24 protein-coding genes are annotated in these 23,160 nt (G+C 37.7%); 18 read left to right on the forward strand and 6 right to left on the reverse strand.

Translation table 11 applies throughout. From position 1 onward, the window contains the following. Positions 1-65 precede the first annotated feature (65 nt). Entirely contained in the window at positions 66-578 is a 513-nt protein-coding gene (locus OK344_RS06845) for a GNAT family N-acetyltransferase (protein ID WP_265144079.1), read from the reverse strand. 81 nt (positions 579-659) lie between these two features. Next, complete coding sequence (locus OK344_RS06850) at positions 660-881, reverse strand: PspC family transcriptional regulator (RefSeq protein WP_088468611.1); 222 nt, start codon at positions 879-881, stop codon at positions 660-662. A gap of 140 nt (positions 882-1,021) precedes the next feature. Here OK344_RS06850 and OK344_RS06855 point away from each other — a divergent pair, with 140 nt between their 5' ends. From OK344_RS06855 to OK344_RS06880, 6 genes are all read left to right on the forward strand, one after another. Beyond that, on the forward strand, positions 1,022-1,639 hold the full coding sequence (locus OK344_RS06855) for a hypothetical protein (RefSeq protein WP_265144080.1): 618 nt from the start codon (positions 1,022-1,024) through the stop codon (positions 1,637-1,639). 9 nt (positions 1,640-1,648) lie between these two features. Further along, positions 1,649-2,182, forward strand: a complete 534-nt coding sequence (locus tag OK344_RS06860; protein WP_265144081.1) for a hypothetical protein — start codon at positions 1,649-1,651, stop codon at positions 2,180-2,182. A 6-nt stretch (positions 2,183-2,188) separates the two neighbouring features. Then, on the forward strand, positions 2,189-2,479 hold the full coding sequence (locus tag OK344_RS06865) for a winged helix-turn-helix domain-containing protein (protein ID WP_265144082.1): 291 nt from the start codon (positions 2,189-2,191) through the stop codon (positions 2,477-2,479). Between the two features lie 71 nt (positions 2,480-2,550). Continuing rightward, a complete protein-coding gene (locus tag OK344_RS06870; protein WP_265144083.1) occupies positions 2,551-3,921 on the forward strand; it encodes a DUF4153 domain-containing protein in 1,371 nt (456 codons plus the stop codon). Next, the gene (locus tag OK344_RS06875; protein ID WP_265144084.1) at positions 3,918-4,418 is read left to right on the forward strand and encodes a hypothetical protein; all 501 of its coding nucleotides are present in this window, start codon (positions 3,918-3,920) and stop codon (positions 4,416-4,418) included. The genes OK344_RS06870 and OK344_RS06875 overlap by 4 nt, the downstream gene beginning before the upstream one ends. Positions 4,419-4,507: 89 nt before the next feature. Beyond that, on the forward strand, positions 4,508-5,017 hold the full coding sequence (locus OK344_RS06880; RefSeq protein WP_265144085.1) for a hypothetical protein: 510 nt from the start codon (positions 4,508-4,510) through the stop codon (positions 5,015-5,017). Between the two features lie 63 nt (positions 5,018-5,080). Here the strand turns inward: OK344_RS06880 and OK344_RS06885 are convergent, their stop codons facing one another. Next, positions 5,081-7,162 (reverse strand): protein-disulfide reductase DsbD family protein, encoded by a 2,082-nt coding sequence (locus OK344_RS06885; RefSeq protein WP_265144086.1) that lies wholly within the window; start codon positions 7,160-7,162, stop codon positions 5,081-5,083. 30 nt (positions 7,163-7,192) lie between these two features. Further along, positions 7,193-8,512 carry a tRNA lysidine(34) synthetase TilS gene (tilS, locus tag OK344_RS06890; protein ID WP_265144087.1) on the reverse strand — a complete coding sequence of 440 codons (1,320 nt, stop codon included), beginning with the start codon at positions 8,510-8,512 and terminating at the stop codon, positions 7,193-7,195. Between the two features lie 79 nt (positions 8,513-8,591). Between tilS and OK344_RS06895 the strand changes: the two genes are divergently transcribed. The 5 genes from OK344_RS06895 (at position 8,592) to OK344_RS06915 (ending at position 12,706) form a co-directional block, all read left to right on the forward strand. Next, a complete protein-coding gene (locus OK344_RS06895; protein WP_265144088.1) occupies positions 8,592-9,428 on the forward strand; it encodes an OmpA family protein in 837 nt (278 codons plus the stop codon). Between the two features lie 73 nt (positions 9,429-9,501). Beyond that, complete coding sequence (locus OK344_RS06900) at positions 9,502-10,149, forward strand: O-methyltransferase (RefSeq protein WP_265144089.1); 648 nt, start codon at positions 9,502-9,504, stop codon at positions 10,147-10,149. Positions 10,150-10,254: 105 nt separating this feature from the next. Then, on the forward strand, positions 10,255-10,968 hold the full coding sequence (locus OK344_RS06905; RefSeq protein WP_265144090.1) for a C40 family peptidase: 714 nt from the start codon (positions 10,255-10,257) through the stop codon (positions 10,966-10,968). 9 nt (positions 10,969-10,977) lie between these two features. After that, on the forward strand, positions 10,978-11,457 hold the full coding sequence (locus tag OK344_RS06910; RefSeq protein WP_265144091.1) for a DUF1648 domain-containing protein: 480 nt from the start codon (positions 10,978-10,980) through the stop codon (positions 11,455-11,457). A 13-nt stretch (positions 11,458-11,470) separates the two neighbouring features. Then, positions 11,471-12,706: a 3-deoxy-D-manno-octulosonic acid transferase gene (locus tag OK344_RS06915; RefSeq protein ID WP_265144092.1), complete on the forward strand. Its 1,236-nt coding sequence runs from the start codon at positions 11,471-11,473 to the stop codon at positions 12,704-12,706. On the opposite strand, the gene OK344_RS06920 is transcribed toward OK344_RS06915, so the two are convergent. Further along, positions 12,698-13,324 (reverse strand): deoxyuridine 5'-triphosphate nucleotidohydrolase, encoded by a 627-nt coding sequence (locus OK344_RS06920; protein ID WP_265144093.1) that lies wholly within the window; start codon positions 13,322-13,324, stop codon positions 12,698-12,700. The genes OK344_RS06915 and OK344_RS06920 overlap by 9 nt on opposite strands. Beyond that, positions 13,324-14,076, reverse strand: a complete 753-nt coding sequence (locus tag OK344_RS06925) for a glycosyltransferase family 2 protein (RefSeq protein WP_265144094.1) — start codon at positions 14,074-14,076, stop codon at positions 13,324-13,326. Before OK344_RS06925 ends, OK344_RS06920 begins: the two co-directional genes overlap by 1 nt. Before the next feature lie 98 nt (positions 14,077-14,174). Between OK344_RS06925 and leuS the strand changes: the two genes are divergently transcribed. From leuS to OK344_RS06960, 7 genes are all read left to right on the forward strand, one after another. After that, complete coding sequence (leuS, locus tag OK344_RS06930; RefSeq protein ID WP_265144095.1) at positions 14,175-16,988, forward strand: leucine--tRNA ligase; 2,814 nt, start codon at positions 14,175-14,177, stop codon at positions 16,986-16,988. 257 nt (positions 16,989-17,245) lie between these two features. Next, the gene (locus tag OK344_RS06935) at positions 17,246-18,112 is read left to right on the forward strand and encodes a MotA/TolQ/ExbB proton channel family protein (protein ID WP_265144096.1); all 867 of its coding nucleotides are present in this window, start codon (positions 17,246-17,248) and stop codon (positions 18,110-18,112) included. Between the two features lie 89 nt (positions 18,113-18,201). Then, a complete protein-coding gene (locus tag OK344_RS06940; protein WP_265144097.1) occupies positions 18,202-18,804 on the forward strand; it encodes an ExbD/TolR family protein in 603 nt (200 codons plus the stop codon). Positions 18,805-18,811: 7 nt separating this feature from the next. Beyond that, the gene (locus OK344_RS06945; protein WP_265144098.1) at positions 18,812-19,387 is read left to right on the forward strand and encodes an ExbD/TolR family protein; all 576 of its coding nucleotides are present in this window, start codon (positions 18,812-18,814) and stop codon (positions 19,385-19,387) included. 32 nt (positions 19,388-19,419) lie between these two features. Further along, the gene (locus OK344_RS06950) at positions 19,420-20,262 is read left to right on the forward strand and encodes an energy transducer TonB (protein ID WP_265144099.1); all 843 of its coding nucleotides are present in this window, start codon (positions 19,420-19,422) and stop codon (positions 20,260-20,262) included. A 262-nt stretch (positions 20,263-20,524) separates the two neighbouring features. Next, the gene (locus OK344_RS06955; RefSeq protein WP_265144100.1) at positions 20,525-21,400 is read left to right on the forward strand and encodes a PstS family phosphate ABC transporter substrate-binding protein; all 876 of its coding nucleotides are present in this window, start codon (positions 20,525-20,527) and stop codon (positions 21,398-21,400) included. A gap of 86 nt (positions 21,401-21,486) precedes the next feature. After that, positions 21,487-23,151 carry a tetratricopeptide repeat protein gene (locus tag OK344_RS06960; RefSeq protein ID WP_265144101.1) on the forward strand — a complete coding sequence of 555 codons (1,665 nt, stop codon included), beginning with the start codon at positions 21,487-21,489 and terminating at the stop codon, positions 23,149-23,151. Positions 23,152-23,160: the final 9 nt, after the last annotated feature.

Below are 23,160 nucleotides of genomic sequence, written 5' to 3' on the forward strand. Positions count from 1 at the left end.
CCAAATCATCTTATGCTAACACCTGGTTTTTTAGTTTTAACAGGCTCTTATTGTGAGTCCTTCGCTTAACAGTACACCACATCATAAATTTCCTCTTTAATCCAGTCGGTTTTTTCGGGTTTCCAATTGGCTAAAAGCCACAGATTAAGTGAGTTTTTTTCGGGGTCGTAACATGGCTGTACATAATTTTCATCAATCACCATGAAACCGTTTTTCTCGTAAAACGAAATTCTTCTTGCTGCATTTTCGTCCTGATCTTCTGGTTCGGCTTCCAAAACGATGTGCGAATAGTTTTTGTAAAGATGACTGATGATTTCGGAGCCGTATTTTAGACTTCTGAATTCAGAAAATATTTCGAAATGTTCAATAAAAACGAAGTTGGTCAGTTCCCACGAAATCAGGTAACCGATATTTTTTAAATCTTTTAGAACTGAAAAGACTTTAACCCTCGGGTTCGAAAAGAGATGACGGAACTGCTCTTCACTTCGCCTTTCATCTTCAGGAAAAGTTTCGCAATAAGAGTTGTAAATTTCTGCGACCCGATAATCGTCGAAAGAGTTAATCTGTAAATATTCCATAAAAAATAAAGGCTGTATGCTTTATGCTCAATACAAGTTTCAAGCCGTTGAAAAATTCAAATGATGTTTTTAGAGATAAAATCAAAGATCAAAAACGCTTGGCCGTCGGGTGATGAACATATCTTTAATCCAAAGGGTAAAAGCGAGGCCAAGGTAGATCAGAAAAAAAATACCCGCAGTGGCGAAAGTAGAATAAATGAAGAACACGCGCAGTTTGGAGACAGGAATCCCCAGTTTAGCGCCCATTCTTGTAAGAACACCAAACCACTGCCTTTCCATGGTATGTCTGAAGTTATCGAACATGTTTAAATTTGGTTATAAAGATACAATTTTTCGGGTTTAGATTCATCATCTGAATTTGCAGCTTAAGTTTTATGTACATTTTAAAAAAATGTTTTGTCAGTTCAATAAAAATAATAACTTTGCATTTCAAAGTTCTTTTTATGGAATCAAAAAATTATCAGGAAGACCTTTCGCATATCCGCAGCATGATGGAGCGCAGTTCACGTTTTATTTCCCTCAGTGGACTTTCCGGAGTTTTTGCCGGGCTTGTTGCTTTGCTGGGAGCAGGTTATGTATACTATATTCTGAAGCGTGAAAGCATTGATTATTTTGCAGGTAAAACAAACGTCTACACTAATGATCTTTTGCTGGAACTTGTGTTTGTAGGTTTGGTGATACTGTTTCTAGCTGTTTTATCAGGTTATATCTTTACGGCTAAAAAAAGCAAAGAGAAAAATCTGAAGATCTGGGACCAGACGACTAAAAGGCTCCTCTTTAATTTTGCCCTTCCGCTTGTTACTGGTGGCTTGTTTTGCGTCGGATTGCTGTATCACGGAATGTTTGTCTTTATTGCACCTGCGACCTTAATTTTTTACGGATTGGCTTTGGTACATGCATCTAAATATACTTTTACAGATCTTCAGAATTTAGGATACTGCCAAATCGTTCTCGGGCTTCTTTCTTTATTTTTCCTGGGTTGGGGATTGGTTTTCTGGGCCATCGGATTTGGGATTTTGCATATCGTTTACGGAATTGTGATGTATAAAAAGTATCGATAGTTTACCGCTATGAAAACAAGCTTAGTAAGAAATATTTTTGCAATTTTTGGATTGATTTCTTTTGTCTTTTTTATTTCAGCAGGAAGTTATCTTGTTTATAAAACGACCTTTGGTAATACCGTGCAAATAAATAAAGCTACAAAAAAAGATGTTAAATTTATTCTTAACTGGTGCGAATTAGGAGATGATAAAATAGAAAGGGTGGTTAACAGTTATGTTTCTCAGACTGGTTTTACAGCTGATCATCTTGATGCCTATTTAATCAAAGTTAAAGACATCGATATTGAAGATTTATCACATACTAAAACAGGGAAGTGGTATAGAGGTGATAATTTACCCGATTTGTTACATGATGCTGTGAAATTTTCAACAACATTTAACTCTGAAACACCTTGGTTTTTGAATAATGATGAAATTTTATCTTCTGATTCTTATATTTATCCGTGGTATATCGGCTGCAATGGAATTTCTCCAAGTTCCGTAAAGCTTATTATATTAAAACCTAATTTAAATCTTATTTACTTTAAAAGTGTAAGTATATAAAACAAAATGATTAACATTTCAAAACTAAACAAAGAATTCGAAAGCCGGGTCAGGCTGGGCATTATGTCTGTTCTGATGGTGAATGAGTGGGTTGATTTTACTGAAATGAAAAATTTACTTGAAATTACGGATGGCAACCTGGCGAGCCACAGCACTGCTTTGGAAAAATCTAAGTATATTGAAGTGAAGAAGGAATTCGTCGGTAAAAAACCGAAAACTTCTTACCGGGCTACAAATGCGGGTAAAGATGCATTTAAAGAACATCTTGCTGCACTTGAAAAATTATTGGGACGCTGAACATAATTTTTTTTGCTTGCTTGCTTTGTTATACAAAGTGCTTTGAAATTAGTAATTTTTAAAATAATATCATGAAAACACATCAATTAATCCTCCTTACCACCGTTCTTTTTATAACCCTTTTTTACGGTGAGGATCTGGGTCTCAATTTCGGCCTTTTAGGCGTTGCCTACGCCTTGCTTACCCTCTTTCACACTCCAGAGGAAAACCGGACGCGTAGTTTTCTCATGCTTTTTGTTGCCAGCATTCTCTCGAGCGCAGCTTTTGCATGGTATGGCGATTTCGCTTCATTCCTGGCGGTATTCACTTCTCTTTTTTTACTGGCTTTTAAATCGAAAAACCGTGAACTGAAATCTTTGCTGGTTATTCCGGTGTTTGCGGTAAATTTTGTGACTTTTATTTACCGGTTCTTCAAGTTTGAAGACTGGCTTCCGAAGAGAAATACTTCTGAAACGGTGAAGAAACTGATCGCTATGTTTCTGATTCCTGCTTTTTTCGTAGTTGTATTTTTTGGAGTTTACGCTTTAGGAAGCGAACATTTTTCAGGTTTTTTTACCGGCTGGGAGTTCAGTTTCGATCTCTGGCAGTTTATTGTTCTCGGAACACTTGGATTTTTTATTGCGTTTAATTTCTGGAATTTTAAAATTGAAAAATTCATCTTCAATTTAAACCATCAACTCAAAAATGATTTTCTTAATGAAGATAAAAAAGAACAACACTCAAGTTCATTTCTGGATATAGATTCGGAAAGGATGAGTGGCGTAATTTCATTTATCGCACTTAATATTTTACTTTTGGTTTTTATTTTCACCTTTAATTACGAACAGTTTGTAGAGATTTCCAAATCGCCCAGCCAACTCGCCGGAGAAACTCACGACCGCGTAAACGCTGTTATTTTATCGATTGTAATGGCTGTTTTGGTGATTATGTTTTATTTTAAAGGTAAATTTAATTTCGACAACAAAGCCGGAACCTTAAAGCTTCTTGCTACAATCTGGATCTTCCTCAATGCTCTATTATTGATTTCTGCCTTTGCTAAAAATTCCGAATACATCATCAGTCTAGGAATTACGTATAAAAGACTTGGCGTTTATGCCTTTCTGGCGCTTGCATTTATCGGGCTTATTCTTACTTTCATCAAAATAAAAAATCAGAAAACCAACGCATTTCTTTTTAATCATATGTCATGGTATTTTTATGGAACGGTTTTGGCCGCGTCCTTTATCAATTGGGGGAATTTGGCCACCGTTTACAACATCAGAAATGAAAAAGGTAATTTTGATTTTCACAAAAGCCTGAATTACAATGATGAAATTCTCCTTAAAGTCTATCCAAATGAGTTTGAAAAAACGACAAAACCAACAGAAATTGCTAAAGAACAGAACAAGACTTTCCTTTCCAAAATTATCTATTATCAAACACTAAAACCTCAGAACCCATGAAAAAACTACTCCTGCTCGCGCCTATATTACTTTGGTCGTGTAATAAATCTGATGCTGTAAAAGAATCTGCATCCAGTGTAGACACTCGTCAACAACGACCTGTGGAAAGAGATTCAGCGACGGAAGTTATAAAGGAGGTTCCAATGGGACGGCAGGGAATGATGAGGGAAGTTGAGGGCAATAAAATTATTAGAACTGTAGATGCACAACAGATTCCTTTCAATATTGGCGAAGAATTTACGGAGGAAGATCAGCAGTTTATCGTGAAAATTAAAAATTTCAGACAGAAAACTATTTCCGGAGAAGTAACGCCTGAAAATGCAGAAATGAATATCCGTTTCAATCAGATCAAACTACCGGATGGGACTTTCGACGGACCGTTTGGAAGACAGATTTCTTACACAGCAAAAAATGATGGAGAACTGTGGCTGATTATCGGTAAAAGCAATATGGCGTCTGGTGAAACTAAGGGAAAATTTTCTGTAAGCATTAAGTAAATTTTAAAAAGTTGTCATAGTTAATCTTCTGTTAATTAATGAAGTTGGTATAGTTTCTGAATGAAAGATTTAAATCAAAATTTACTATTATGAAAAATTTATTTTTATCAGCGGTTGTTGCTACAGCTACATTAGCGAGCTGTTCTACCGTTTCATCTATTTTACAGAACACATTTCCATACAATGCGACGGTTTTGGTAACTTCGGGCTCACCGGCAAATACCACTTTGTCTAATGTTTCGCCGGCGCAGAGCATCAACCAGCTTACTGGCGCGGGCGCTAATGTGAGAGATATAAGGGTTTCCAATGCTACAATGTCGGTTCCTAACAATACGAGTATGGGAATCTTCAAATCGGTAAAAGTTTATCTTTCGAATAATGGAAGTAATGAAGTTCTTGTCGCCTCCAGAGATGCCATCGGAGATAATGTCGGAAGTTCGTTGTCACTGGATGTAAATACTTCCCAGACTTTAGATAATATGATGAAATCGGGTGCGGTTCAGGCAAGAGTTGTATATGTTTTGAAACAGTCTCCAACTTCAGATATTTCGCTGAAAACTTCCATAGGATTCAGCAGTGTTCCCGTAACAAATCCTTAATTTAGACTTTTAGATATACAAAATGTCCGCTCAAAAAGCGGACATTTTTTGATTTATTTGGTTTTATTTATTCTTTTTGAAGAATTCAATTCCGCACGTCAGGAAATTTTTAAAATCTTCTTTCGGCATATAGCCCGAAACCGGTGTATTGATGACTTTTCCTTCCGGAGAAACCAATACATAATGCGGCTGAGAATTGTTATTAAAATTTATCTGTTGGAAAAGACTCCATTTATCACCGATTGTTCTGATTTTTTTCTTCTGTCCGTTACCCATATCGATTGAAGTCTGTTCGTTTTCAGGCAAGAGTTCTTTATCATCAACGTAAAGTGAAGCCAGCACGACATCGTTCTGAAGAATCGGCAAGATATCGGGTTCGCTCCACACAAATTCCTCCATTTTTCGGCAGTTTTCGCAACCGTAACCGGTGAAGTCTATTAAAAGCGGTTTGTTTTCTTTTTTGGCAATTTCAATCGCTTCAAAATAATCGTGGGAAGGATGCATTCCTAAAATTCCGTCTTCCTCTTTATGAAGATAACTTACGTTAATCGGAGGCAGAATTCCACTTAAATGTTGCAGCGTAGGCCGTTCTGCCGGGAATAGTCCCTGAATCAGATAGATGATAAATCCAATCCCAAGAATCCCAAAGATTTTCCTTGTTAAAGATATTTTCGGTTTTTTGTCATCATGCGGGAAGCGGATTTTCCCGAACAGATAAAGAACCAAACCAATGGCAATAAGAATCCAAAGCGCAATGAAAAGTTCTCTTTTCAGTAAAAATGTTTTGGAGACCAAATCAGCTTTAGATAAGAATTTCAGTGCCAATCCAAGTTCGATGAATCCTAAAACCACTTTCACGGTGTTCATCCAACCGCCTGATTTCGGCAAACTCTGCAAAGCTTGCGGGAACAAGGCTAAAAGCCCAAAAACAATCGCCCAACTCAGTCCAAATCCAGCCAAAGCAAAAGTGAGCAACATCGGTACGTTGGCGGAACCTGTGACCGCGCTCCCGAGTAAACTTCCCAAAATAGGACCGGTACAGGAGAAGGACACGATAACCAGCGTCAGCGCCATGAAGAAAATTCCGATCAAGCCGCCGGCATCTTCCGCTTTCGAGGATTTATTTGCAATAGAGCTTGGCAGCGTAATGTCGTAGTATCCGAAGAAACTTCCGGCAAAGAAAATAAAGATCAGGAAGAACGTAACATTCAGCCAAACACTTGTAGAAATCTCGTTGAAAATATTCCCCGCAATCCCGTCAATAATATGAAAAGGAACACTCAGCAATACGAAAATCAACAGAATAAAAAATCCGTAGATGAAAGCGTCGCGTTTTCCTTTTGCCTTGTCTTTGCTTCCTTTGGTAAAGAATGAAACCGTTAATGGAATCATCGGAAATACGCACGGAGTAAGCAAAGCGATTAATCCCCCAAAGAATCCGAGAAGAAGATAAGTCCAGAAATTCTCGTTGTTTTGCTCCGCTTCAATTCCGCAGTCGGTTTGTGGATTTTTAAAATCGATGGATTCTACTTTCAGGCCTTTCTGTTCAGTTTTAATCGGCGAAACGGTAGTCGCACTTTCTGAAGTCGTACGTGCTGCTGAATCTACGGTTGCCGGTATTTCCGCCGGATTTGCCGCCTCTTCAGGAGTCTCGGTTTGAGTTATTGAAGTAGTACCAGTAGATGTTGGCGTAATATTCTGGTCAAATTCCAGCGTATTGGGTGCAAGACAAACGCGGTCGTTGCAGGTTTGGTACGTAATTTCTGCAGTAACGGTGGCCGGTTTTGTATTGTCTTTAAGTTTGAATTTCTGTTTAAAGAGTACCAGATCCGAATAATACACAATCTGAACCCCAAAAGCTTCCGAGAATTCATCGTGCTTTTTACCGACTTCGGTAACTTTGCCGACAAGCTGTATTCCCTCTTTAGAAGATAGTTTCATCTCAGTAGGAATGCCGGAATCGGGCGGCAGATCCTGCGAGTAGATATGCCAGTTTTTCTCGATGGTTGCAGTAAGGACAGCTTCGTAAACGCCGTTTGGCAGTGAATTGATGTTGTATTTAAATTTTACAGGATCTTTTATCTGTGCTGAAATCCCCTGGAAAAGAAAGACCAGGAGCAGCAGGAGCCAATTTTTAAATTTCATTTTTATTTTTGTTTTGAACCAGTTTGATGGTTAAAATATGACCGTTATTTTACTGTTTGAATGTACTTCTGCAGCAAATCTGCGGTCCTGGCGGGATGGGATTACTCCCAGAACGTTATCTTGGCCGTCACACAGGAGCCAGATTTTTTGCTGGGCTAAAATAGGGATTTTTTCATCCTTAAAAAATTTGGAGACGGTCTTTTTGCCTATCATGCCGATTGGGAAAAACAAATCGCCCTGCTTTTTCCTTCTTATTTTCAATGGAAACTGAAGTTTATCTCCATCAAAAATCCATTTCACATCCGATGAAACTTTACTTTCCGCAGAAATAAACCGCGAGAGTGAAAATGTGTGGTGTTTTATTATATCTAAACTTTCAGCAACAATTATTTCTTCATCTGAATTGGGTAAATTCGATTTTTCACAAATTTTTTTAGTCAGAACAAAATATTCCCGGTCAACAGTTAATTGAAAATTCGGCGCGTGAAAAACCTTTCCTGTCTCTGCACTGAAAATTTTCGGAAATTCTTTTTCATCATCAAAACTGAATTTCTTTAGAATTTCAAATTTTACAAAATCAGATTGCTTTGAAAATTCTGCTTTTTGAATCAGGATGAGGTTTTCCTTTTCCGAAATTATCTGTCTCTCGATTTCTTCAATCTTTTCTTCAGCAAAAGTTTTAACCTGATTTAGATAATTCAGGCTTTTTGCAAAGTTCTCGAGAAAATGATCATTGGTCTCGAAAAGTTTTGGGGTAATTTCGTTTCGGATAAAATTCCTCAGGTAATCATTTTTTTTGTTGGAAAGATCTTCGCGGAATTTAACTTCATCTTCTGCAGCGAATGCATAAATTTCATCTTTCGAAAATTGAAGAAGCGGACGCAGAATCTGGTTTTCATTTGCAGGCATTCCACTCAAACCAGTAATTCCCGAGGCTTTCGAAAGATTGATGAGGAAAGTCTCAAGTTGATCATTGAGATGATGCGCAGTGACCAAATGCTGCAGTTTTCGCTCTTCCTGTATCTTCCTAAAAAATGTGTAACGAAGATTTCTTGCCCAGTTCTGGATAGAATTTTCAGGCTGATTATCTTTTTCGGAGACTTCATAAAGATGAAAAGCAATATTATTTTCAAGGCAGAAATCTTCTACCGTTTCTCTGTCGTCTTCCGAATCTTTACCGCGAAGTTTATAGTTCACATGCGCGACTTCAAAATGCAGTCCCAAATTTTTGAATAAATGAAGAAGCACCATCGAATCGGCTCCTCCGCTTACCGCAAGAAGATAGGTGCTCCACGTGTTATTTCGGTGAAGATTTCGCAGCGCAGCTTCAAAAGTCTTTTGGGTAAGCAAGTTTTAAGGAATATTTAGCAAAGATAATTCTTCTGTTTAAAATGAATTGGCTATTTTTGGCTTAAATAAACAGATTTTTATGAGAACAGGAACACTTTTGGCCATTGCAATCATGGCGCTAACATTAACTTCTTGTGTAAGCAAGAAGCAGTTTGATGCTCTAAATTTAAACTATAACCAGTGTATTACCAATATCGGTGAGAGACAACGCGAAATTCAGGATCTGAAAGCTACAAATGCCGGACTCTCGAGCGAAAATAATCTTCTGAGAAGCCAAAATGATGCTTTGAAAACCTCCCTTGATGCCTGTTTGGCTAACACCGGTCAAGGTTCTAAAAACATTACCGAACTTATCGGAGAAATTAATGCTTCCAATAAATACATCAAGCAGCTAATCTCTACCAACGCGAAAAACGACAGTTTAAATCTCGCACTTTCAAACAAACTGAAAAGATCTCTTGATAATATCGCAGATAAAGATGTTCAGGTGAAAGTTTTAAAAGGCGTGGTAATGATTTCATTATCTGATCAAATGCTTTATAAAACAGGCGATTATAACGTGTTGCCTGCTGCTCAGGAAGTTTTGGGTAAAGTAGCCCAGGTGATTAATGATTACGATACTTATTCGGTTTTAATTGAAGGAAATACCGATAATGTTCCGTTAAATTCAGCCAATTTGCCGAAAGACAACTGGGATTTATCCGCATTACGTGCAACTTCAATGGCTAAAATTCTTCAGACCAAATTCGGTGTGAATCCTGCGAGAATCACAGCAGGCGGAAGAAGTGAATACAATCCAAAAACCACCAATGCGTCGGTTTCTGGAAGAGCTGAAAACCGTAGAACTGAAATCATCATTATGCCTAAATTAGATGAATTCATGAAACTGATGGATATTGCTCCGGTTAAGAACTAATGATAACATTCAAATAATACAATCCCGAAATTTTTCGGGATTTTTTATTTCATTAAATTTGAAAAAAATTACCATGAGTTTTTTTGAAGAAAACTGTCCGGAGATGGACAGATATCTGGAAAATCACGCTTCCGCAGAACCCGAAATCCTAAAACGGCTGCGAAAGGAAACTTTTCAGAAAACTACCCAGCCCCATATGATTTCCGGCTATCAGCAGGGAAGACTGCTTGCTATTCTTTCAAAAATGATGCAGCCGAAAAGCGTGCTCGAAATCGGAACTTTCACCGGTTATGCCACGCTTTGTCTGGCAGAAGGTTTAGCGAAAGAAGGAAAAATCACCACTTTGGATGTGAATGAGGATTTGGCGTATTTGCCTCAAAAATATTTTAATGAAAGTGAATATTCAGCGCAAATAGACTTTAGAATTCAAGATGCAAAAGTATTTTTGAAAGAAACCAACGAAATTTTCGATCTCGTTTTCATCGATGCAGATAAAGAAAATTATGTGGAATATTTTAGGCTTATCAAACCCAAAGTAAAATCCGGTTCCGTAATTATGTTTGATAATGTGCTGTGGTACGGGAAAGTTCTGGAAGAAAATCCAAAACAGGAATCTACCAAAAAAATTAAGGAACTGAATGATTCGGTAGCGCAGGATACAGATTTCGAAAATCTTATTTTACCTTTGCGGGACGGGGTTAATTTAATCAGAAAAATTTAACATTTTCTCGCGGTTCTAAATGATAGGGCTGATTTTTTAAAGAGTTATTGATAAATTTCAGGATTGATGATCAGCGAAATCGTTTAAATCAGCGATATAAAATTTATGGAAAAAGGAATTTGCAAAGTTTCTGTAGCGCCACTTCGGGCAGAAAACTCACATCAGTCGGAGATGGTTTCCCAACTACTCTATGGAGAAAAGGTGGAGATTATCGAGGAGAACGGAAGTTTTTCAAAAATTAAAATGGTTTTTGATGGCTACGAAGGTTGGGTTGATGCAAACCAAATTTCCAAAATTTCCGAGCAAGATTTTGCTCAAAAAAATTCGCAAATTCTTACTGAAGATTTTAAATTTTTTAATTTTAACGAAGGTAAAATCTTGCTTTCTATAGGAAGTGAAATACTTTCTGATGAAGAACAAACATTGCCTGAAGCAACAGGGAAGTCGCTTTCTGAAACCGCAAAACGCTTTCTAAATGTTCCATATTTGTGGAGCGGACGAAGTTTTTTCGGGATTGATTGTAGCGGATTTACCCAGTTGGTTTTCAAAGTCCACGAAATTCAGTTGCGTAGAGATGCTTACCAGCAGGCGGAAGTGGGAAATGTCTTGGATTTTGTGGAAGAAAGTGAGCCCGGAGATTTGGCTTTTTTTGAAAATCAGGAAGGCAAAATTTCCCATGTGGGCATCATGTTGGAAGATCAAAAAATTATTCACGCTTACGGAAAAGTACGAATCGATTTGCTGGATTCCACAGGAATTTTCAATAAAGATTTAGCAAAGCACACCCACAAATTGCGGTTTGTGAAACGAATTTTATAATTATTGGCCATGAAAAATATTTCCTTTTTTTTAAAGTTGATTTCCTTTTTCATCTTGATCTTCATTTGGATTTTCACGATTTTGAATTTTAAAAATTTGCCAGAAATTATTCCTGTTCATTTTGGAGGTGATGGAAAAGCAGATGGGTTCGGTTCAAAAAATTCAATCTGGATGTTGCCAATTCTTGCGACGATGATATTTTTGTTATTTTATTATCTTTCTAGAAATCCAGATTCACAACTTCTTAATCTTCCCAAAAATGTGAAAACAAATTCCATTGTAAGCAGATTGATTGTGCAAATTCTTTCTCTGACGATAATTTCTATGGTTGCAACAATAAATTATGGAAGCATTCTTACAGCTATGAATGAAGCAGGCGGTTTGAATGTTTTACTCATGTATACTTTATTGTTTGTCCTTTTAGGCACTGTTGTCGGAAGTTTGATTTATTCATGGTTCATTTCCAGAAGTGAAAAAGCTTCCCAATAACAAAATTGTATTAATGAAATTTTTCTACAACATATTCGTCTCCTTGCTGATCTCCGGAATGAAAATCGGTGCGATTTTTAATTATAAATTAAAAAAAGGTTTGGCTGGAAGAAGGCAATCTTGTGATATCGTAAAATCGAAATTTTCTACGGATGATCAGGTAATCTGGATGCATGCAGCGAGTTTGGGTGAATATGAACAGGGACTTCCGGTGTTGGAAAAACTCAAAGAAAAATTTCCTTCGCACAAAATTCTCATCACTTTTTTTTCCCCGTCGGGTTACGAAAATGTCATTCACAAAAATCATATTGCCGACGCCATCTGTTACCTGCCTTTCGACACCGAAAAATGGGTGAAGGAATTTACGTCCAACTTTACAACAGCCATTTTTATCACCGTAAAATACGAATATTGGTATAATCTCTTAGCAGATTTAAAAAAGAAAGGTGCTGAAATTTATGTGGTTTCGGCATTGTTTTATGAAACGCAGGTTTTCTTTAAAGCTTACGGCAGATGGTTTACAGAACAGCTTAAGCAAAATGTTAACTGGTTTTTTCATCAGACAAGACATTCAACTGCACTGGCAAAAAGTATTGGGCTTCAAAACTCTTCTACAGCCGGAGATACACGCTTCGACCGGGTGAAGAAACTTCGTGAACGTGATAATACGGTTGAGTTTATTGAAGAATTTAAGAAAAACCAAAAAACGGTTATTTTCGGAAGTTCTTGGGAATCCGAAGAACGGCTGGCAGAAATTGTCGCCACAAAAAACCGCGAAATTAAACTGATTATCGCTCCACATGATTTGAAAAGGGTAGAAAATATCAAAAAGATTTTCCCTAATTCTGTTTTGTATTCCGGAATTTCCGATGCGGGGCAGATGAAAAATACCAACACACAAGTGCTGATCATCGACTGTATTGGTTTGCTTTCAAAGCTTTATTCTTACGCGGATGTTGCAGTGGTGGGCGGTGGTTTTCATTCCAAAGGTCTTCATAATATTCTGGAAGCGGCAACCTTCGGAATTCCTGTGCTTTTTGGTGACCAGTATATGAAAAATCCGGAAGCTGATGATTTAATTGCTCATCATGGGGGTAAATCTTTTGAAGATGAATTTTTCGCAGCTCCTTATTTATTAAGCCTCCTTAAAGATGATGCACTTTTGAAAACAATGAGTGAAAACGCCCGAAATTTCATTGATTCGCAACCAAACGCTTCCGAAATTATTGTGAACAGGATTTTATCTTAAAAATCCCTGGCTTTTAAGGTCTTTAATAATCAAATCCAGATGATCAGGGATGTTTTCGGATTTCAGCCAGTTGAAATCGAAACTGTTATTAATGCAAAGCTTCTCCAGATAGACGTTTTGGTGAATCTGAAAATCGATTTCGCTTAACAGAACATCAAACTCCAGCCAGTAATCTTCATCGGTTTTTCTGATTAAAAGCAGAGCGCGCACAATTTTATTGATGAGATAAATGTAAAGTTTATACACACTGTCGAAACGCTGTTGATTGAGTTTGTCATTATTCTCTAAAATTTTTTTAACCAGGAACAGCTGCAGATAAATTTCCCCAAATTTATCGGTTGTCACTTTCACATGTTCAGTAATTTCAGCACTGATTGTTCTGATTGTTGACAGGTAATATTTCGGATTTCCGATGTATCGGGCAGCTGATGCAAGTTTTTCGCTCACGTTTTCTTCCATCTGATCCCTTTTCTGATCGGTCGTTTCAGGATCGATAAGTTCGAAATACAGTTTTTTCGAAAGCAGTTTATCTTTTTTTAGCAGGCGGAAAATCAACCGGTCTTTTTCAATGGGCGAAAATTCACTCAGCGCCTGTTTAAATTCTTTTGAATATTCCATCAGTTAAACAGTTTTGAATATTTCTTAAATCCGTTCAGTGCCCAGTTTGCCGTATAATACAGCGATTTTACAGTTGAAAAATTCATGTAGTCTTTGTATACAAGATATTGGTCTTTCACAATATTGCTTTTTTTCCTCGAGATACTGGATTGGTGCATTCTGTATTTTGCCATTGTTTTCGGAAGTGGTTTTCCTACAGGAATTTTCTTCAGTAAATTCAGCCACATCACGTGGTCTTCGCGTTTGCTGCCTTCCGGAAAATATTCTTTGCCAACTCTTTGGGAATCGTACATCGAACTTAATAAAGAAAGTCGGCAGGTTTTAAGTAGATTATCAAAAGTTACCGGTTTGTCTGCTTTAAAATCGTCGATCACGGGATTTAAATTTTCATCGCAGCGTGCGTAATTAGAATAGGCGAGTTCAGTATTGTCCTTTTTCATGAATGAAATCATTTCTTCTAAAAAGTTCGGTTCCCAGAAATCGTCAGCATCCAAAAATGTGATAAATCTTCCACTGGCCTGCTTTAAAGATAAATTTCTGGCATGTCCGGCGCCGCCATTTTTGTCGGATAAAATCAGTTGAATGCGGCTGTCATTGATTTTCTGAATGATTTCCACCGAATTGTCAGTCGATTTATCATCCGTAATCATCCATTCCCAGTCTGTAAAAGTCTGATTCAAAACGGAAGCAATGGTTTCTTCTAAAAATTTTGACGAATTAAAAACCGGAGTAATGATCGAAGCTTCAGGCATTGAATTTTTTAAGAGTTATTTCAACAAATTTACAATTATTAGTTTGATTTGAAATTCAATTCAAAACCTTAAATTTGTGGATTATATAAAAATAAAACATGTTTTACGACCATCAATCGATCGAAAAGAAGTGGCAGAAATTCTGGGAAGAAAATCAAACCTATAAAACCGAAAACACAACCGATAAACCGAAATTTTACGTTTTGGATATGTTTCCTTATCCATCAGGCGCAGGTTTACATGTAGGCCATCCGCTGGGATATATCGCTTCAGATATTTACGCAAGGTACAAAAGACATCAGGGATTTAATGTTTTGCATCCTGTGGGCTATGATTCTTTCGGATTGCCTGCGGAACAGTATGCAATTCAAACCGGAACACATCCTGCAATTACTACTGAGCAGAATATCACAAGATACGAAGAGCAGCTGCGAAAAATCGGTTTCTCTTTCGACTGGAGCAGGGAAATCAGAACTTCAGATGCTTCTTACTATAAATGGACACAATGGATTTTCATCCAACTTTTCAATTCGTGGTACAATAAATCAACCGATAAAGCCGAATCTATTGAGACGTTGATTCAGCATTTTGAAACGCGGGGAACATTAAACCTTTCAGCGGTGCAGAATGATGCTTTAAATTTCACAGCTGAAGAATGGAAATCTGCATCTGAGCTCGACAAACAAGATATTTTGTTAAACTACCGTTTAGCTTATCGTGCAGAAACCACCGTAAACTGGTGTCCGGGTTTAGGAACTGTGCTTGCCAATGATGAGGTGAAAGACGGCAAATCTGAACGTGGCGGATTTCCGGTTTTTCAGAAGAAAATGATGCAGTGGAGCATGAGAATTACCGCGTATTCCGAAAGACTGTTGCAGGGTTTGAACACGCTGGACTGGCCACAGCCCTTAAAAGATTCTCAGGAATACTGGATCGGCAAATCTCAGGGCGCACAGGTAACTTTTGAGGTCTTGAATTCCGAAGAAAATATTTCGGTTTTTACGACCCGTCCTGATACTATTTTCGGAGCGACTTTTATGGTATTGGCCCCAGAAAATCCTTTGGTTGAAAAAATAACTACTGAAGAACAGAAATTCAAAGTCGACCGTTATATCGAAGAAACCTCTAAAAAAACGGAGCGCGACCGGATGGCAGACGTGAAAAATGTTTCCGGCGCGTTTACCGGGGCTTATGCACTGAATCCGTTTAACGACGAAAAAATGCCGATTTATATTTCAGATTATGTACTGATGGGTTACGGAACAGGTGCAGTAATGGCCGTTCCTGCACATGACGAACGCGACCACCGTTTTGCAAAGAAATTCGGACTTAATATTGTAAAGGTTGTAGAAACCGAGGAAGATGTCCAGGAAAAATCCTTCGATTCGAAAGATTCGGTTTGTGTAAACTCTGACTTTTTAGACGGATTGAATTACACTGACGCCAAAGCTAAAATCATTGATGAAATAGAAAACCGCGGCATCGGTCATGGTACAACAAATTATAAACAGCGAGACGCGATTTTTTCAAGACAGCGTTATTGGGGCGAACCGGTTCCGGTATATTATAAGGAAGGGATGCCTTATGCGCTCCCAGTGTCTTCGCTTCCACTTGAACTTCCGGAGGTTGAGAAATATTTGCCAACTGAAGACGGCGATCCGCCTTTGGGAAATGCAAAAAATTTCGCTTGGGATGAACTCAACGAAAAAATAGTAGCTACCGAATTAATCGATAATGTTACTGTTTTTCCTTTAGAATTATCTACGATGCCAGGCTGGGCTGGCAGTTCGTGGTATTTCTTGAGATATATGGATCCAAAAAATGACGGGGAATTTTGCGCAAAAGAGTTGTCGGATTATTGGGGACAAGTAGATTTATACATTGGTGGTAGCGAGCACGCGACCGGACATTTATTGTACTCTCGTTTTTGGAATATGTTTTTGAAAGACAGAGGTTACATCAACCAAGATGAGCCTTTCCAAAAATTAATCAATCAGGGGATGATTTTAGGGATGAGTGCGTTTGTTTTCAGAATTGACGGTACCAATCAATTTGTTTCCAAAAATTTAGCTCAAAACTACGAAACTCAAAAAATTCACGTTGATGTTTCTTTATTAAAAGGAACTTCTGATGAACTTGATGTTGAAAAATTCAAAAACTGGCGATCAGAATTTGGTGATGCTGAATTTATTCTGGAGGACGGAAAATACATCACAGAACGCGAAGTAGAAAAAATGTCTAAGTCCAAATACAATGTTGTAAATCCTGATGATATCTGTCAAGAATACGGTGCTGACTGTTTGAGGCTTTACGAAATGTTCCTCGGGCCTTTGGAACAGTCTAAACCTTGGAACACACAGGGATTGAGCGGAGTTTACGGTTTTTTGAAGAAATTCTATAACCTATATTATAATGGTGGTAGCTTCGATGTTTCGGAAGAAGAACCAACAAAAGAAGAATATAAGATTCTTCATACGCTGATTAAAAAAGTGGTTTCGGATATTGATAATTTCTCTTTCAACACCTCGGTATCTTCATTTATGATTGCCGTAAATGAGTTCCAGAAACTTAAAACAAACAAGAGAAAAATTCTGGAAGCTTTGGCAATCGTGGTTTCTCCTTACGCGCCGCACATTTCGGAAGAGCTTTGGGAAAAACTCGGTAATACCAATTCTGTTGAATTTGAGAAGTTCCCGGTTTTCGAGGAAAAATACCTGATAGAAGACGAAATTGAGTATCCGGTGAGTTTCAACGGGAAGATGAGATTCAAACTGGCTTTGCCGGCAGATTTAAGTGTTGGCGAGATTGAAGAAAACGTTATGAAAGATTTACGTGTTTTAGATCAGCTGGCAGGAAATACTCCTAAAAAAGTAATCATCGTCCCAAAAAAAATCGTTAATATTGTGTGTTGAAAATAATTTAAAAAAAAAATACCGTAGCTCAAATCGTAAAAAAAGGGGTTTAATTTCTGCGAATTTTTAAAGGTATTTTGAAAATCGAAAATTATCATCATTATTTAAATGAAAATTTACCAATTTGGCAATGTTAATGAATCTTAACATGAGAAAAATGTATTTCATTAGTGGCGAAACATTTGCGTGAATGATAATTTTGACTTTATTTTACAGCTCGAAAAATTTAAAAAATAACAATTATAATTTAGTTTAGTATGGAAATGAATGTTTCAAACAACGAGGAGCAAGTAGTTGCTAAAAAGTTAGGGGGCTTAAATCCTGCATTAGTTATTCCTATTCTTATCGCAATAGGTATTGCTATTTATTTATTTGTATTGGGAAATCCAGGGAACTTTAAAGCCGATCCAAGGCTGGAGGGTCTTTCATCTGTAAGTTTCTCGGATTTGGAAACAAAAGAATTACATCCTGATGGATTTATGGGGATTATCTATATGGGTGGACCAATTGTACCAATTCTTATTTCGTTTATGATCATCGTTATCGTGTTTTCTATAGAGCGTGCATTGGTTTTGAGAAAAGCTGCAGGAAAAGGAAATGTTGATAACTTCGTTTTAAGCGTAAGAAGATTACTTGACCAAAACAAAGTAGATGAAGCGATCGAAGAGTGCGACAGACAAGAAGGTTCTGTAGGTAACGTAGTAAAAGAAGGTCTTACGACTTACAAAGCTTTGGCTCACGATACTACCATGAACAAAGAGCAAAAAATGGTTGCACTTAACAAATCAATTGAAGAAGCTACAACCCTGGAGATGCCAATGTTAGAGAAAAACATGATGATTCTTTCTACCTTAGGTACAGTAGCAACTCTTGTTGCACTACTAGGAACGGTAATCGGGATGATCAAGGCGTTCTCTGCATTAGGTTCAGGTGGTGGTACACCGGATTCAGCTGCGCTTTCAATCGGTATCTCTGAAGCACTTGTAAATACAGCTTTAGGTATTGGTACTTCTGCAGTAGCGATTATCCTTTATAACTATTTTACTTCTAAGATTGACGGTCTAACGTTCAAAATTGACGAAATCGCAATGTCAATCCAGCAGTCATTTGCAGAATTTCACTAAGAAATTTTGTTTTGAGGGCAGGCCTTTTTTAACCTCAGGGTTATTTTAAGGTCTAAAATATGTGAAGTTTAATAAAAAAATAAAGTATAATGGCGAGAGTCAAACCAAAAAGACATAACATAAGGGTAGATATGACGGCGATGACCGATGTATCATTCCTACTCCTTACGTTCTTTATCCTTACGGCTCAGTTCAATGTTCCTGATGTCGAAACGGTAACCACGCCATCTTCTATCTCTGAAAAACTTCTTCCGGACGCCAGTTTGATGACTGTTCTCAGTACAACAGACGGAAAATTCTACTTTACACCAGTAGATAACGGGACCGAAAGAATGCAGCTTTTAGATAAAATGGGAGAGAAGTACGGAGTGAAATTTACGGATAAAGAGAAAGTTGAGTTTACCAAAGTGCAGTCTGTAGGAGTGCCTATGAATCAACTTAAAGGATATCTTAATCTTTCCGAGGACGATAAAAAAGCATTTAAGAGCCAAACAGGCGTTCCGCTTGACAGTACCAATAAGCAGTTGATCGACTGGGTACAGAAAAGTTTAGAAGTAAATCCTGACTATAAGTTAGCAGTAAAGGGCGACGTAGAGACGAAATACCCTAAGGTTAAAGCATTGTTCGAAGGATTGAGAGATATTGATTTCTTGAAATTCTGGTTAATAACAAGTCAGGAAGTAGCACAATAATAAAGAAATGGCAGAAGTACAAGTAAAAGACAGTAGCGGGAAAGGTGGTAAGGTGCGCTCGCAGAAGCAGCCGCCCCACGTAGATTTAACCCCAATGGTGGATTTGGCGTTCCTTTTGATCACGTTCTTTATGTTGGTTACAACTTTCAACAAACCGAATGTGATGGATCTGGGGCTTCCGGCAAAACCGAAAGATAAGACGCAGACACCACCTCCAACTGAAATTGATTTATCCAATTCAATTTCTCTAATTATAGGAAAAGACAACAGGATTTTCTATCATCAGTTAGACCAGGCAGGCCTTAACGAGCAAACGCTTCAGGAAACATCTTTTGATAGAGAAGGGATTACCCAAGTAATCGAGCAGGCAAAAGCTAGAGCTAAAGATCAGACGAAATTTACGGTGATCATTAAGCCGACAGACGATGCAGTGTATAAAAACTTTGTAGACATTCTGGATGAAATGGCCATTACCAAAAACGAAATATACGGTATTACCGATGTTAAAAGTTGGGAGCAGGCAATTTATGACAAGAAGGTTGGCGGTTCTGCACCAGCAGCTCCGGCAGCTGATACAAACTAGAATGAATTAGTTTAAATTTTAAAGAAAGAAAAATGGCAGAAGATAACGCATACAACAGTAATCTTACTTTAGATGAAATTGTATTTGAAAACAGAAATAAAGCTTACGGGGCCTATGACTTAAGAAGAAGTTATAGATCAGTCCTCACCAAGTCTTTTATTCTTGGAACCATTCTCTTCCTGGTAGCGGCAATCACTCCGTTCGTGATCATGAAGATCAAGCAGATGAATGCAAAAGAAGCTACCGAAGTTAATGCCAATTTAATTGACATTTTACCGGAAGAGCCCATTATAGAAGAAGTGGTAGAAGATGAACCACCGCCACCACCGCCGCCACCAAAAGAAGAAGAGCCTCAGCAGGAGGTTATTCAGAACGTGGTACCGGAACCGGTGAAAGCTCCAAAGGTAGAAACTCCACCGCCGCCAATTACAAAGCAGTTGGAAACTACAACAGGTCTTATTGCACAGGAAGGTGTGAAGACTCCAAGTTATACCCCACCTCCACCTCCACCCGGGCCTACAAAATCTACGACAGTAGAGGTAAAGCCGCAGGTTTCTGAGACCCAGGTTTATACGGAAGTTGAGCAGTTAGCTGAGTTCCCTGGTGGTATCAACTCCTTCAGAAGTAAAGTAAACAGCAGTTTTGATACTTCTGTAATGGATGGTGATGAAGGTACAGTGAAAACTGAGGTAACATTTGTTGTGGAGAGAGACGGATCGATAACTGATGTGAAAGCAAATGGATCTAATAAAGATTTTAACGCGGAAGCAATCAGAACTGTAAAATCAATCAAAAATAAATGGGCCCCTGCAAAAATAAACGGTCAGGCTGTACGTTATAGATTCAGAATGCCGCTTACCATGCAGTTCGAATAATTTATTAAAATTGAATTTAATATAATGAAAGAGAAGCAAAAGCTTCTCTTTTTTTAATTTTTTGTATTTTTGCGCATGTTGTTTAATTGGTTATCATTAGTAACAGGTTTTTTTTATATTGTTCTGGGCATTGTTGTCATTATTTATAAATTTTTCATCATTTTCCTTGAACCCAATATCGCCTATGCTTTAGGCGCTTTATTAATCCTTTACGGAATTTTCAGAATCGTAAGAGCGATATACAGAATCCGACAGAATAAAAATGAAGAATAGATTACTCGCATTATTAGTTTGCATTTTTACATTTTTTCTTTCATGTAAAAAAACAGAGAAAGTTTTGGTAGACGATCCACAGCAAGGTGAAATTACTGTTGCTGCTGATGAATCTTTTCAAAGTGTCACTGAAGCTTTAACGCAGAGATATATGGCACTGAATCCGAAAACCAAGATTAATCTGGTCATCAAAAAAGAAGATTTAGCATTTTTGGATTTGCTCGAAAATAAAGTAAGGGTTATTGTAATGTCCCGGGATTTGAGCGAAGAAGAAAAAAAAGCGTACAAAGACAAAATCGATATGGATATTGTACCTGCAAAGTTTGCTGTAGACGCTGTTGTCTTTGTAGTTTCGAAAAGTGCGGCGAGGGAATCAGTTTCAATTGAAGAAATTTCAGATTTATTAGTTTCTGATAATAAAAATATCATTTTTGATGGTACCAATTCGAGTAATTTAAATTTTGTTGCGCAAAAACTAGATAAAAAGCCAAGTGAATTAAAATTCTCCATTATCAATGGAAATAAAAATATAGTAGATGAAATCAATAAACATCCGGAAAAAATTGGGGTAATTAGTCTAAATACCATCAGCAGACCATACGATACAGAGTCACAGGAGCTGCGAAATTCGGTTAAAATATTGCCCGTGATTTCAAATAAAAAAGCGGTAATGCCTGAAATCGCTACGATTCGGGATATGAGTTATCCTTTTTCGCGAACACTATATTTCCTGACGAATGAAGCTTATTACGGTTTAGGAAACGGTATGATTCGTTTTTCCTGCCAACAGTTAGGCCAAATTGTCGTACAGAAGGAAGGACTACAACCCTATAACATATTCAGAAGAGAAGTTCAGATGCGTTAAATTTTACTTAAAAAGTTATGGTGAAATTTTATGGTATGAAAATTGGGTAATATAGTTAGTAAGTTTTTTACATATAAACAATTAAAATGAAAGATATAATGAATTTAACAAGAAAAGTTGCTTTAGGAGTTGCGGTAGGATTTTTTTCTAACTTCGCTTTTGCGCAGACTTTACAGGAAGGTGTTGCAAATGCCGACAGTCATAAATACGCAAAAGCTAAAACAGTTTTTAATGAAATGATTGCCAAATCACCAACGGCAGAAAATTATTTTTACTTAGGGAATTCCTACCTCACTCAGTTCGAACCAAATTTCGAAGTGGCACAGGAAAATTTTAATAAAGGTCTAGCAGCAGATAAAAAAAGTTATCTTAATAAAATTGGTTTAGCATCAGTTAAACTTGGCAAAGGTGACAAATCTGCAATCGCGGAAATTCAGAATATAGTAAAAGAGTCCCGTGATAAAGATCCGGAAGTTCTGTACAGAGCTGCTGAAGCATTAACAATTTTTGGAGGTGCAGCAAATGCAGACCTCGCAATCGATCTTTTGAACAGAGCTGTGGAAAAATCACAGAAAGGAGGAACTCCTGCTTATTATTACTATACTTTAGGTGATGCATACCGTTTGAAATTAACAAACAGCCCACAGGTTGCAGGTTCTGCAATGACTGCTTATGACAAAGCTTTACCGGTTGCTAAGAATAAAGCTTCTGTGTATACCAGAATTGGTACACTTTGGATGCAGGCTCAGCAATGGCAGAAAGCTAAGGAAAGTATTGACCGTGCAATTGCTGCAGACCCAACTTATGCACCTGCATATAAAGCAAAAGCAGCGTATGATATCAGATATCAGCAAAATGCGTTGGCTACTCAGGATTTGCTTAATTATGCAAAGTATGCTGATGAGGATCCGGATACACAACTTGAGATTTCTAAACTATTCTTCACAAATGAAGATTATGGCAATTCTAAACTTTACTTGGATAAAGTTTTCGATAAAGTAAATGATCCTATTAAATATAAGCTGAGAGCATATCTATTATATGCAGATGGAGATTATGCCGCTGCAAAAGCAAGCATGGATCAATTTGTTGCTAAAGCTGAAAAGTCTAGAGTTCAGGCAGCAGATCAGGGTCTTCTAGGTTTAATTTCTGCAGGATTAGCTCAGAAAGAAACAGATGAAGCTAAGAAAACTGCTTTAAATGCAGATTCCCAGCAGAAGATTGCAATTGCAAAAGCAGCAAAAGATGAAACAATGAACTGGGATCTAGAATTGGTTAAAATCAAAGGTGGCGGTGGTATTAACCAGGCAGCCGTTGATGCAGGACCAACGACCCCAGAGATTGAAGCGCTTAAAAAACAGGTGGCTACAAATCCTCAGGATACAGACGCTCTTTTTAAGTTAGCAAATGCCTATCAGGAAGCTAAAAACTGGAATGGTGCAATTCAATCTTGGCAAAAGATGAGCGGTTTGTTGCCTGATTGGGCTCCGGCATATTACAGCCAGGGTTACTCTTATCAGCAGGCAGGTAATAATGAGTTGGCTAAAATTGCTTATGAGAAATTCATCAGTACAGTAAAACCAGCAGATATGGCCGCTAATAAAGAAACACTTTCTTACGCTTACTTCGCCGTAGCATATTTAGTAAAAGACAGCGATCCTGCCAAAGCGCGCAGCTATGCAGCTAAATCGGTAGAACTCAACCCGGGTTACCAGGACGCCGTAAATCTTAATAAAAGTCTGAATAAGTAATTCAACTAA

The sequence above is a fragment of the Kaistella yananensis genome (assembly GCF_026107505.2).
Taxonomy (GTDB): Bacteria; Bacteroidota; Bacteroidia; order Flavobacteriales; family Weeksellaceae; genus Kaistella; species Kaistella yananensis.

Excerpts from the sequence above, each read along its gene's own strand:
- OK344_RS06925 (WP_265144094.1), bottom strand. The coding sequence starts at position 14,076 with ATGCCTGAAGCTTCGATCATTACTCCGGTTTTTAATTCGTCAAAATTT.
- OK344_RS06875 (WP_265144084.1), top strand. The coding sequence starts at position 3,918 with ATGAAAAAACTACTCCTGCTCGCGCCTATATTACTTTGGTCGTGTAAT.
- OK344_RS06960 (WP_265144101.1), top strand. The coding sequence starts at position 21,487 with ATGAAAGATATAATGAATTTAACAAGAAAAGTTGCTTTAGGAGTTGCG.
- OK344_RS06900 (WP_265144089.1), top strand. The coding sequence starts at position 9,502 with ATGAGTTTTTTTGAAGAAAACTGTCCGGAGATGGACAGATATCTGGAA.
- OK344_RS06885 (WP_265144086.1), bottom strand. The coding sequence starts at position 7,162 with ATGAAATTTAAAAATTGGCTCCTGCTGCTCCTGGTCTTTCTTTTCCAG.
- OK344_RS06895 (WP_265144088.1), top strand. The coding sequence starts at position 8,592 with ATGAGAACAGGAACACTTTTGGCCATTGCAATCATGGCGCTAACATTA.
- leuS (WP_265144095.1), top strand. The coding sequence starts at position 14,175 with ATGTTTTACGACCATCAATCGATCGAAAAGAAGTGGCAGAAATTCTGG.
- OK344_RS06910 (WP_265144091.1), top strand. The coding sequence starts at position 10,978 with ATGAAAAATATTTCCTTTTTTTTAAAGTTGATTTCCTTTTTCATCTTG.
- OK344_RS06920 (WP_265144093.1), bottom strand. The coding sequence starts at position 13,324 with ATGGAATATTCAAAAGAATTTAAACAGGCGCTGAGTGAATTTTCGCCC.
- OK344_RS06865 (WP_265144082.1), top strand. The coding sequence starts at position 2,189 with ATGATTAACATTTCAAAACTAAACAAAGAATTCGAAAGCCGGGTCAGG.
- OK344_RS06940 (WP_265144097.1), top strand. The coding sequence starts at position 18,202 with ATGGCGAGAGTCAAACCAAAAAGACATAACATAAGGGTAGATATGACG.
- OK344_RS06945 (WP_265144098.1), top strand. The coding sequence starts at position 18,812 with ATGGCAGAAGTACAAGTAAAAGACAGTAGCGGGAAAGGTGGTAAGGTG.
- OK344_RS06855 (WP_265144080.1), top strand. The coding sequence starts at position 1,022 with ATGGAATCAAAAAATTATCAGGAAGACCTTTCGCATATCCGCAGCATG.
- OK344_RS06870 (WP_265144083.1), top strand. The coding sequence starts at position 2,551 with ATGAAAACACATCAATTAATCCTCCTTACCACCGTTCTTTTTATAACC.
- OK344_RS06905 (WP_265144090.1), top strand. The coding sequence starts at position 10,255 with ATGGAAAAAGGAATTTGCAAAGTTTCTGTAGCGCCACTTCGGGCAGAA.
- OK344_RS06845 (WP_265144079.1), bottom strand. The coding sequence starts at position 578 with ATGGAATATTTACAGATTAACTCTTTCGACGATTATCGGGTCGCAGAA.
- OK344_RS06850 (WP_088468611.1), bottom strand. The coding sequence starts at position 881 with ATGTTCGATAACTTCAGACATACCATGGAAAGGCAGTGGTTTGGTGTT.
- OK344_RS06860 (WP_265144081.1), top strand. The coding sequence starts at position 1,649 with ATGAAAACAAGCTTAGTAAGAAATATTTTTGCAATTTTTGGATTGATT.
- OK344_RS06935 (WP_265144096.1), top strand. The coding sequence starts at position 17,246 with ATGGAAATGAATGTTTCAAACAACGAGGAGCAAGTAGTTGCTAAAAAG.
- OK344_RS06955 (WP_265144100.1), top strand. The coding sequence starts at position 20,525 with ATGAAGAATAGATTACTCGCATTATTAGTTTGCATTTTTACATTTTTT.
- OK344_RS06950 (WP_265144099.1), top strand. The coding sequence starts at position 19,420 with ATGGCAGAAGATAACGCATACAACAGTAATCTTACTTTAGATGAAATT.
- OK344_RS06880 (WP_265144085.1), top strand. The coding sequence starts at position 4,508 with ATGAAAAATTTATTTTTATCAGCGGTTGTTGCTACAGCTACATTAGCG.
- OK344_RS06915 (WP_265144092.1), top strand. The coding sequence starts at position 11,471 with ATGAAATTTTTCTACAACATATTCGTCTCCTTGCTGATCTCCGGAATG.